Raw genomic sequence first — 10,626 nt, forward strand, 5'->3', positions numbered from 1 at the left:
CACGAGGCACGAGGCACGAGGCACGAGGCACGAGGCACGAGGCACGAGGCACGAGGCACGAGGCACGAGGCACGAGTCATTGCCCGGCCGGCGGCTGCCAGAGTTCCACCTTGTTGCCCTCAGGATCAATGACCCACGCGAACTTCCCGTACTCGGAATCGTCGATCTTCTCAAGCACGTTGCAGCCCTCCGCGCGCAACACGGTGACCAGCGCGTAGAGATCGTCCACTCGGTAATTGATCATGAACGTGGACGTACTGGGCGCGAACGAATCACCGGTGGCTGAACCGATCGACCAGATGGTGGTGCCCGCAACAGGGTTGCCGTCAGCGTCGGTCCAGGTAAACGCCGCACCGCCCCATGTTTGCACATCGATTCCGAGATGCCGCTTGTACCAGGCCTGCAGTGCCGGCGCATCGTTGGCCTTGAAAAAGATGCCGCCGATGCCAGTGACTCGCTTCACAGACACTCCGGGATGGGTGATGGCGATGACGAGACGCTCAACTGATCCACGTCCCGAGCATCGTAGCCAGACCGGCGAAGGCAGTCACCATGACCGCGCTTGCACCGACCACCGTCGCTATCGCGCGCACGAATCGCCACGCCCGCGACGTAGCGGCGCGCTTTTCGTCCGCCGCACGCTCCGCCGCACGATCGGCCCACGCCCAGGTGCCCAGCATCGCCAGCCCGCAACCGACGGCCATCAGCACAATCCAGCGGTCGGGGCGCAACCAGACCGCCACGCTTGCCAACACCAGGCCGATTCCAACCTCGGCGCCAAACTGACGCGGCGGGGCGTGCTGCGCATAACGGTGCAGTACTGCCGCGAGTGTCGCGCGTTCGGGTACGTGATCGCTCACCATCGTGTCCTCCAGCAGAACGAGCGCTTGACTCGGTCGAGGCCGACAGCGAGCGAGCCTCAGCACGATACGTTGTAATTGGACGCCAGAACCCATCCAGCGCCAGCACCCCCGCCGCTTGCGGCCTTCCCCGACGACCCTAATCTTGTACGGCTGCGGCACCGCATGCCTACGATCCGCGATGGACAGGACGCTTCATGACCTCACCCCACCTGCCGGATTCCTCGCCGTCAGCGACGCCAATTCAACAGCTGCACAGTGCGATGCAGCGAGGCGACGCCGACGCCGCGCGCCGACTGCTCGCCGAGCACGCCGAGTTCCGCCAGCTCATCAACGCGCCGTTCTTCGCATTCAATTCGCCGGCGATGGTCGCCTACGCCAACGACGTAGACATGGTGAACGTGCTGCTTGAGTTCGGTGCTGACCCGAACCGGCGCAGTGAGTGGTGGGCTGGTGCGTTTCACGCGCTACACGTCGCGACCGGTGCCGCGGCGCAGCGATTACTTGCGGCCGGTGCCATACCCGATGCCTGCGCGGCCGCCCATCTCGACGATGCGAACCTGCTGGCAACGATGCTCGCGGCCGACCCGGCACGCGCCTCAGAGCGTGGTGGTGATGGACAAACACCACTCCACTTTGCACGGTCGCGCGGCGTCATCGACCTGTTGTTGAACGCCGGTGCGGACATCAACGCGCGCGACGTGGATCATCGCGCCACGCCGGCGGAGTGGATGCTGGCGGGTGCGCGCGGTGCGGGTCGCTACGAGTTGGCGCTCGATCTCGTGGAGCGTGGAGCCGACGTTGACATCTTTCTGGCGGCGGCACTCGGGCTCACCGATCGTGCGTGCACGCTGCTGCATCGTGAACCGGCCCTGCTCAACGAGCAGACGGGGCGCGGACGTTACGGCGAGATGCTGCCGAGTAGCTTTCACATTTACCTGTGGTCCATCGGTCGCGATCTCTCGCCGTTGGACGTCGCGGCGCAATTCGGGCACGACGATACTCGGGCGGCGATGCAGGCGTGCGCGACGCCGGGTCAGTGACGGCGGCGAGCAATGGCAACAGCAACAGCACCAGCCGGAACACGGATGGAACGGATCGACGGAAACCACACAGGATAAGATCAAAAGCGCCGCGCTGTTCATCCTAATCTGTGCCGTTCCGCGCAATCCGTAGGCTCCGTGTTCCGGCTGGTGCTGTTGCTGTTCATCATGCGTGACCGCCGCCGCTACTCCACTCCGATCTTCTGGCGAATCTCCGCATTGGGCCCTTCGAATTTTGGCATCGCCACATTGCCGATGTAGCCCAAGTCCTTCCACCCTTGGGGCGTGGTGTAGAACGCGGTTGCCGTCTGATCGCGAATGGTGTCGAAAAACTGCGCCGCGAACTGATGTTCCGGCTTGGCCTTCGGCAGATAGCAGATGTCGTCGCAGATCGTGGTGCGCTGCGCGAGAGTAGCGAGATGGAACCGCTGGCCGAAGCGCGTGTCCGATTCGCGATCCAACCAGGCCAATCCACCACGCACGCGCACCAGTGAGGTATCACCGCCGGGCCGGCTGGCCCATTCGTTGATGTAGGCCGGCGCACCGACCGTCGATGCCGCTGGGCTCTTGGCATCGGCGGGGATGATCATGTCGCACAGCGCGGCGAGTGTGGCCAGCTCGCGCCGCTGCAGCTTGTTCGGCCAGTCGGCCTTGGCCACCTGCAGCACGGGGTCACTGGGCGTGCCACGCGGGCCCTTGCGCTTTGTTTGGGCTTCCTCGAGCATCGGGAGCGGCGCGCGTGGCGCGGACCCACCCGGCGCTGCCGCCGCCGACTCCGGCAGCAACGGCACCATCGCCACCGCCGCCATCGCCTTCAGCGCATCGCGCCGTGCGATGCCCGGCCCGTCCGACTTGGATTCGTTACTCATCAGAGATTCCCTCGCTTCAGTTCGGCCACGATGTGATCGCAGCTGCGCCACGCGAGCGCGAGAATGGACAGCGTCGGATTCTTGTCGGCGTTCGACACGAACGTCGCGCCGTCGGTGACAAACAGGTTCTTCACGTCCCACGTCTGACCGAATTCGTTGAGTACCGATGTTTTTGGATCGCTACCCATGCGAACGGTGCCCACCTCGTGGATGATCGAGCCGCCGGCGGCGATGGCTTTGCTCCCATCGGTCTGCACCGTGCCCTGCACTTTCCCGCCCATCTGGTCGATGATCTCAGCGAAGGTCTTGTGCATGTGCGCCGCCTGCTGCGTCTCATGCTCCGACCACTTCCAGTGAAAACGCAGCACGGGAATGCCCCACTGGTCTACCGCGACGGGATCGATTTCGCAGAATGAATCTTCATTTGGAATCATCTCGCCGCGGCCGTCGAAGTACATGAATGAGCCGTAGTACCGGCGCGCTTCTTCCTTGAACTTCCGGCCATAGGCGCCCTGTGTGAAGCTCTCGAGCCCACCGAAGATGCCGGGGCCAGGCATGCCGCGACCGCCGCCAAACTCAATGTGGTAGCCACGTGCGAACGACATCCGGCCGGCCTTCTGTTCGCCGTACTTCCACCATGGCATGTACATGTGAATACCGGCCGTGCCGTCTTCATTCACCGGCGGCAGCCCTTCCAGGCGCGGGATCTGCGCGGAGAGCCCGGCGCCCACGGTATCCATGAGATACTTGCCCACCACGCCGCTGCTGTTGGCGATGCCGTTGGGGAACAGCGTGCTCTGGGAGTTGAGCATGATGCGCGACGTTTCACATGCACTTGCCGCCAGCACCACGACCTTGGCTGTGACGTGATGATCAACGCGCGTGAGCTTGTCGATGTAGTGCACGCCACTCGCCTTGCCCTGCGCGTCGACTGACACTTGACGCACCATCGCGTCGGTAATCAACGTGACGTTGCCGGTGGCCATCGCCGGCGGAAGCAGCACCGTGGTACTCTGAAAGTTCGCCTTGATGGAGCAGCCACGGCCACAGTCGGTGGCATAGAAGCAGGCCATGCGCTCGTTCATGCTTTGCCGCAGCACGCGCTGCGCGAGCGCATTGCCGGGATGCAGCTTGGCCGGCAACCGGGCCGAGTCCTGACGCTGCGTAAGCACGGCACGGTGTGCCGGAATGACCGGAATCTTGAGCGGATCGCAGGCCTGCTTGGCGAGCAACTCGTACGAGCGCGCGGCCGGAGGTGGCTGCAGGACGCCCGGCGACGAGCGCGGGGTGTTCTCGAGGTCGTCCTCGCCACCGTACACGCCGATCAATAGCTCCGTCTTGTCGTAGTACGGGGCCATCGTGTCGTACGTCATCGGCCAGTCGGCACCAAGTCCGTCGCGTGATTTAGGCTTGAAGTCGTACGGCCCCATGCGCAATGAAATGCGACCCCAGTGGTTCGTCCGTCCGCCCAACATGCGTGAACGCCACCAGCTGAACTGGCTGCCCGGCGCGGTGGTGAACGGTTCGCCCGGCACGCGCCAACCGCCGTCGACCGTGGCATCGTAGAAGCCGAACGGCTTGTCCGCATTGCCGCTCCCGCGTAGTGGCGCGTCCTTCGGCGTCTGGAACATCGGTGTTTCGGTGACCGGGTCGTAGTCACGCCCCGCCTCAAGGAGCAGCACCTTGAGCCCCTGCACCGACAGTTGGTAGGCGGCCATACCGCCACCGGCACCGGAGCCAACCACGATGACATCGTACTGCGGCGCAACTTTGGAACGACGGGAGTACACGCGAAACACTCCATTGCGGACGGGATTCGGAGGGTGCACCGATGCACCACTATCCAAGCTACCGTCGGGGCCGGAAACGCGTCAGGCGTTCCGGAACGGCCACCCATGCGGCCACGCGGCCCCGCGCGGTCCCTCGCTTCCCGTCTCTGCTGCGGCGTAGTTTGCGTCATTCGCGTCCCGACCGGCCCGGTCGGGCGCTGCCTCCTCTCGGTCGAACGTGGAACATCTCGACGTCCTGATCATCGGCGCTGGACTTTCCGGCATCAGTGCAGCGTGGCACCTGCAAACGGAGTGCGCAGATCGGTCGTACGCGATTGTCGAAGCCCGCGAACGGATGGGCGGCACCTGGGATCTGTTCCGCTATCCCGGCGTGCGGTCCGACTCCGACATGTACACGCTGGGTTATCGCTTTCGGCCGTGGCGCAATGCCAAAGCGATCGCCGACGGTTCGTCGATCAAGGCCTACATCGAGGAGACGGCACGCGAATTCGGCATCGACCGCCGTATCCGCTACCAACACCGGCTCGTACGCGCGGCGTGGTCATCGGCCACCGCACGCTGGACGATCGACCTCGAAGTCGGCGTTGAGCGCACGCCGAAACAACTCACGTGCACGTTTCTCTATAGCTGTGCCGGCTACTACGACTACGCACAGGGTTACACGCCAGAGTGGCCGGGCATGGCTTCGTTCACAGGACGCGTACTGCACCCGCAACACTGGCCCGCAGATCTCGACTACCGCGGGGCGCGCGTGGTCGTGATCGGCAGCGGCGCGACGGCTGTGACGCTCGTACCCGCGATGGCCACGGGTACGCACGCGGCCGCGCACGTGACGATGCTGCAGCGTTCGCCCACGTACATAGCCACCCTACCCTCCGTAGACACGATCGCCAATGCGCTACGTCGTGTGCTTCCGTCTCGGTTGGCCTACGCGCTCGCGCGCTGGAAGAATGTGGCGCGCAGCATGTTCTACTATCACATCGCTCGCACGCGTCCCGCGATGTTCAAGAAGTCGCTGCGCGCGGAGGCGGAGAAGGAACTCGGTGCGGACTTCCCATACGATGCGCACTTCAGGCCGCGCTACGAACCGTGGGACGAGCGACTCTGCATGGTACCGGATGGCGATCTCTTCACCGTGTTGCGCGAAGGGCGCGCCTCGATCATCACCGATCAGATCGAGCACTTCGAGGCGACCGGCGTGATGCTGATGTCCGGGGCGCGACTCGAGGCGGATATCGTGGTGGCTGCGACTGGTCTGCGCATGTCGTTGCTTACCGGTGTCACGCTGGTCGTCGACGGGGTCGACGTCGAGCTGGGACGGACGATGATCTACAAGGGAATGATGGTGAGCGATATTCCCAACATGGCGGCCGCGGTGGGATACACGAATGCGTCGTGGACACTCAAGTGCGACCTCATTGCACAGCACGTGTGTCGGTTGCTCAACTACATGCGCGCGCACGAGTATGTACAATGCACGCCGCGCCGTGATCACTCGCTGAAGGAGGTGCCCGTGTTTGACTTTACATCGGGGTATGTTCAGCGCGCGGCCTCGCGATTGCCCAAACAGGGCAACCGCGCGCCGTGGCGCCTCTACCAGAACTACGTGAAGGACCTGTTCGTCTTACGCCACGGCCGCGTCAACGATCCGGCGCTCGAGTTTCGTACTGCGTCAGGAGCCGCGTCGTGAGTGGAACCACAATCGCCTTCGCGTTGGCCACCAGTGCCGTGCTGCTGCTCGTCGGGCTCGTGTGGTTCACAGCCATCACGGCCCGCCGCGTCGAGCGCGCCCTGCCGCCCACGGGCCAGTTCATCGAGGTCAATGGCGCGCGCATTCACTACTTCGATCGCGGCCAAGCGCCCGTTACACTGCTGCTCGTGCACGGACTGGGCGGCAACGCCATGCACTTCACGCACTCGGTGGTCGATCGCTTGGCGCGCGACTTCCGCGTGGTGGTGATGGACAGGCCTGGCTCCGGATACTCCACCCGCGCCGATCATGCCGCTGCCGGACCGGTCGCGCAGGCAGAAATCGTGGCGGCGTTCATCCGTGTGCTCGGTCTTGATCGACCGGTCTTGGTGGGACACTCGCTGGGTGGTGCCATCTCACTCGCCGTCGCGGTGGCGCATCCCACGCTCGTGCGTGGGCTGGCGCTGATCGCGCCGCTCACCTTGCCGCAGCCTGAATCACCCGCCGTGTTCCAGGGGCTGATGGTTGCCAGTCCGCGCCTGCGATCGGCGATTGGTTGGACGGTCGCCACACCCCTGTCTATCGCGCGACGCGCCATCATGCTCGACGTGATTTTTGGGCCCGAGGCAGTGCCAGCCGACTTCGCGCTCGCGGGCGGTGGATTGCTGGGCATGCGTCCCTCGGCCTTCGTGTCGGCATCCACCGACCTGATGGCCGTGCCGGCGGACATGCCGAGGCTGGTGAAACGCTACGCCACACTGCAGCTGCCAATCTCGATTTTGTACGGCACGCACGACCGCATTCTCGATCCCGCGTTGCATGGGGAGCAATTCAGAGCGCTGCTGCCCCATGTGCAACTCGACTACGTGGAGGGAGCGGGACATATGTTGCCGCTGACGGTCCCGGAGCGGGTGGTCAGCATCGTACGCGAGGTCGCCGACCGCGCACGCTGAGTCGTGTAGTGCCGCACCCCGTTGGCCTGCCGACGAACGTCGACGCCGCTACAGCTCTCCCCGCTTCGCCGCCGCTGCGACGTAACTCCCCGCGCGAAAACCGAGCGCGAAGATGGTACCGGTGGGCTGGCCACGCGTGGACGTAACCAGGGAGCTCCCGTCCACGACGAAGAGATTCTTCACATCGTGTGACCGGTTGTGGGCGTCAACCACCGAGCGCGTAGGATCGTTGCCCATGCGGGCCGTGCCGAGCAGGTGCACGGAACCCTTCTGCGAATTGAAAGGGGCCTTCCAGGTCTCGCGCGCGCCGGCGGCTTGAAGAATCTGTTGGCCGATGCCCAACTGGAACTCGGTGAACTTGATATCGTCCGGATGGTCGGTGTATGTGACGCGCATGGCCGGCACCCCCCACGCGTCCTTGAGCGTGGGATCGAGATCGACGGTGTTGGTCGGCATCGGGATCGACGTGCCATGGGTGGAGACCACCATGTAGCGACCGTAGTTGCGGTGCAGCGCTCGCACATACTCGGCGCCCCACTGCGGCTTGGCGGGGTTCACCACCTCCAGCGTGGCGATCATCGGCGATACGGTACCAAAGCGCGCATCCATCCCGCCGCCGCCATAGAAGCCGCGCTTGGGGTCGGCATCGTAGTGATCCCACAGCGCGCGCGTCACCATCGGCCCCTTGAACTCGTTCAGCAGCTCATCGAACACGCCGCTGGCGGTGGCGTACGTGTTGAACATGAGATGCTTGCCCACCATGCCGCTGGAATTTGCGAGACCATCGGGGAAGCGGTTCGACTTGCTGTTCAGCAGCAGCCGCGGGGTCTCGGCGCCGTTCGCCGAGAGCACGACACACCGGGCGCGCTGGAACACTTCCTTGCCCTTCTCGTCAAAGTACACCACGCCCGTGGCACGACCGGCGGCGTTCACTTCGATCTTTCGCACGTAGGCATTGGGTCGCACTTCGCAGCGACCACTCGCCACCGCCTGCCGCAGCGTAACCGCCTGCGAGCTGCCTTTTGCGCCGTACTCGCAGCCGAAGCCCAGGCAGGCACCGCAGTTCTGACAGGGCACCCGATTGCCGTAGGGGCGACTCAGGATCGCCATCGGTGACGGGAACGGATGCAGGCCGAGCTTCCGTGCGCCCTTGTCGAACAGCACGCCCGACGACTTGACCGGGAGTGGCGGCAGCGGGTACGGCGCCGAGCGTCGCGGTTCGAACGGATTCTTCGTGTGGTCACCGGAGACACCGAGGATGCGCTCGGCGCGCGTGTACCACGGCTCCATGTCGTCGTAGCTGATGGGCCAGTCCACGAACCCCGAGCCCCGGATCTCGCCCCAGGTGGTGCGCTCGTTGAAGTCCACGGGACGCAGACGCCAGAAGTTGGCCGTCCAATGCGTGGATGACCCCCCTACGGTCCGCGCATAGAGAAGCCCGCTCGAGAAATCGCCGACGGCGGGGGTGGTGGGCGCGTTCGCATGCGGGCGGAATGACTGCGGCAACTTCTTGAAGTCGTTGGTGAGCTCGCCCTGAATAAAGATCCGTGTGTCATCGTGTGTGAAATCCTTCTCTGTACGATGCGGGCCCGCTTCGAGCACGAGCACATTCACTCCGGCGCGCGCAAGCTCCCAGGCCACCGAGCCCCCGGCGGCTCCTGAACCGATGACCACCACGTCAACGACGTCGGGAGGGCGAAAGGTTCTGGTGGGGGTTCCCGATGGCTGCGGCGGAATGACCAGCGGCAGCACACGGGCGCCGCCAGTGGGTTTGGTCGCGTTGGCTTGCGCATCGTAAAAGCCATAGGGTGGTTGCCAAGCGGGCTGATGCCCGTGCCCCATGGTTTTCCAGCCCGACATTCCGGCATTGCCGCCGTGCGCCGGATCACTCGAGAAACCGAAGCGGACGCCGGTAAGAATCGCGCCAAACCACGGCTCGCGCTGCAGTGTTCGTAACAGCGCATCCTGCTGGGCAGCCGACAGCGCGCTAAATGCCGCGCCGGCATGGGCCTTGGCCGCCGCTGCCTCGATGGCGGCAAGACCACCCACGACCGGCGGCTTGAGGTCACGCAGGAAGTCGGCGAGCACCCGATCCATGAAGCGGGCCACGTTGGCTTGCGTGGCTCCAGCCAACCCATCTACCGCGGGCATGAGGCGATCGGCGACGGCGGTGAGCAAGCGCAATTGCTGGGGCGTGAGCGCGCCGGGCGCACCCGGTGTCGCAGCGAGCGCGTGATGCACCCCGGCAAGCGTTGGCCATCCGAGTGACAGAAACATGGCGCCGACCGTGGCGCTCCCCGTCGACTTCAGAAAATCACGGCGGGAAAAGTCGGCGGCCATGCTGGTGTGGGCTGAGGGGTGAACAGATCGGGGCGATCTGTAAGTGTGCAGCGTGCTCCTCAGTTGCGCAAATCCCCAACGCGGACGCTCAGCGATGTGATCGACACGCCGCGCTAGCGCGCGTTGTAACCGTTTACCGGTCCGCCGTTGAAAAACGCCGCCGGCGTCATCACGCCGTCCTTCTTGAACACGATGCCGTTCTTGAGCACAAATTGCACGTCACGTAGGGCGTCGATGTTTTGCAGCGGATTGCCGGGCACGGCGATGAGATCCGCGAACATACCGGGCTTGATCGGGCCGCGCGTGGTGCTGGTCTCACTCACCTCGTACCCCGTGATTGTCATTGCACGGAGAATGTCGGGCGCGGGGATGCCGGCCGCCTTCCACGTCTCGACAAACTCGATTGCCACTTCGCCACGCGTCTTGCCCGGTACGTAGTAGTCGGCATCGGTGGAGAACGTGACCGGGACTTTGTTCTCCCACGCGTTCCGCAGCATCGCCACGGTGCTCCGGTAGCGTGCTTCGGTGGTGTGGCCCACCAGCGAGAGCGGCGTCTCCGTACCAGCGCGGAAGATATGTTTCTGCGCCATGATCCGGTGAATCGTGTCGTTCATGCCGCTGTCATGCGCGATCGACCAGATGCCAGCATCAACGGCGCGATGGGCGCCGGCTACGGACTGCACATGCCCTTCCACCTTCAATCCCGCCTTGGCTGCCTCGCGAATCACCAGCCGGATCTCGTCGGTGCTATAGCCCCACAGCTTGCAATCCACGCAAATCTTGATCACGCGCGCTCCGACCAGCGCGTTCTGCCGCACGGCCTTCACGATCTCGTCCGGCGTGTCGGCTTCGAGGTATTCCGGGTAGACGATCTTCCGATCGAAGGCCATCTCGGGGTTCGGCGAGAACTGACCGCCCATGCCGGCAATGATCAGCCCCGACGGGATCAGCGTTGGGCCGGGGACCCAGCCCTGCTCAATCGCGCGCCGCAATGCGATGTCGGCGTATTTACCATTGTTACCCATGTCCCGCACGATCGTGAAACCGGCCGCCAGCATCTGGATCCCGTTCGACACCGCCT

The 10,626-nt window shown here is 64.5% G+C and carries 9 protein-coding genes; 3 read left to right on the forward strand and 6 right to left on the reverse strand.

Features of this window, described 5'->3' with window-relative positions; translation table 11 throughout:
- Positions 1–76 precede the first annotated feature (76 nt).
- Together ACLL97_RS12935 and ACLL97_RS12940 are read right to left on the reverse strand one after the other, a co-directional pair.
- Positions 77–463, reverse strand: coding sequence for a VOC family protein (locus ACLL97_RS12935; RefSeq protein WP_411280888.1), 387 nt, complete (start codon positions 461–463; stop codon positions 77–79).
- A 37-nt stretch (positions 464–500) separates the two neighbouring features.
- Positions 501–863 (reverse strand): hypothetical protein, encoded by a 363-nt coding sequence (locus ACLL97_RS12940; RefSeq protein ID WP_411280889.1) that lies wholly within the window; start codon positions 861–863, stop codon positions 501–503.
- A gap of 194 nt (positions 864–1,057) precedes the next feature.
- Here ACLL97_RS12940 and ACLL97_RS12945 point away from each other — a divergent pair, with 194 nt between their 5' ends.
- The gene (locus ACLL97_RS12945; protein ID WP_411280890.1) at positions 1,058–1,903 is read left to right on the forward strand and encodes an ankyrin repeat domain-containing protein; all 846 of its coding nucleotides are present in this window, start codon (positions 1,058–1,060) and stop codon (positions 1,901–1,903) included.
- A gap of 185 nt (positions 1,904–2,088) precedes the next feature.
- On the opposite strand, the gene ACLL97_RS12950 is transcribed toward ACLL97_RS12945, so the two are convergent.
- Together ACLL97_RS12950 and ACLL97_RS12955 are read right to left on the reverse strand one after the other, a co-directional pair.
- A complete protein-coding gene (locus tag ACLL97_RS12950; RefSeq protein WP_411280891.1) occupies positions 2,089–2,772 on the reverse strand; it encodes a gluconate 2-dehydrogenase subunit 3 family protein in 684 nt (227 codons plus the stop codon).
- A complete protein-coding gene (locus ACLL97_RS12955; RefSeq protein WP_411280892.1) occupies positions 2,772–4,562 on the reverse strand; it encodes a GMC family oxidoreductase in 1,791 nt (596 codons plus the stop codon). The genes ACLL97_RS12950 and ACLL97_RS12955 overlap by 1 nt, the downstream gene beginning before the upstream one ends.
- Before the next feature lie 217 nt (positions 4,563–4,779).
- Here ACLL97_RS12955 and ACLL97_RS12960 point away from each other — a divergent pair, with 217 nt between their 5' ends.
- Both ACLL97_RS12960 and ACLL97_RS12965 read left to right on the forward strand, forming a co-directional pair.
- The gene (locus tag ACLL97_RS12960) at positions 4,780–6,252 is read left to right on the forward strand and encodes a flavin-containing monooxygenase (RefSeq protein WP_411280893.1); all 1,473 of its coding nucleotides are present in this window, start codon (positions 4,780–4,782) and stop codon (positions 6,250–6,252) included.
- Positions 6,249–7,205: an alpha/beta fold hydrolase gene (locus tag ACLL97_RS12965; protein WP_411280894.1), complete on the forward strand. Its 957-nt coding sequence runs from the start codon at positions 6,249–6,251 to the stop codon at positions 7,203–7,205. The genes ACLL97_RS12960 and ACLL97_RS12965 overlap by 4 nt, the downstream gene beginning before the upstream one ends.
- Before the next feature lie 48 nt (positions 7,206–7,253).
- Here ACLL97_RS12965 and ACLL97_RS12970 read toward each other — a convergent pair whose 3' ends face one another.
- Positions 7,254–9,545 carry a GMC family oxidoreductase gene (locus ACLL97_RS12970; protein WP_411280895.1) on the reverse strand — a complete coding sequence of 764 codons (2,292 nt, stop codon included), beginning with the start codon at positions 9,543–9,545 and terminating at the stop codon, positions 7,254–7,256.
- A 113-nt stretch (positions 9,546–9,658) separates the two neighbouring features.
- Positions 9,659–10,626: amidohydrolase family protein (locus tag ACLL97_RS12975; RefSeq protein WP_411280896.1), on the reverse strand; the 968-nt coding region annotated here is incomplete at its 5' end.

The organism is Gemmatimonas sp. (assembly GCF_046594945.1).
Classification (GTDB): Bacteria; Gemmatimonadota; Gemmatimonadetes; order Gemmatimonadales; family Gemmatimonadaceae; genus Gemmatimonas.

Bases quoted from the DNA above. Each gene is read 5' to 3' on its own strand.
- ACLL97_RS12940 (WP_411280889.1), bottom strand. From the start codon at position 863: ATGGTGAGCGATCACGTACCCGAACGCGCGACACTCGCGGCAGTACTG.
- ACLL97_RS12945 (WP_411280890.1), top strand. From the start codon at position 1,058: ATGACCTCACCCCACCTGCCGGATTCCTCGCCGTCAGCGACGCCAATT.
- ACLL97_RS12950 (WP_411280891.1), bottom strand. From the start codon at position 2,772: ATGAGTAACGAATCCAAGTCGGACGGGCCGGGCATCGCACGGCGCGAT.
- ACLL97_RS12970 (WP_411280895.1), bottom strand. From the start codon at position 9,545: ATGGCCGCCGACTTTTCCCGCCGTGATTTTCTGAAGTCGACGGGGAGC.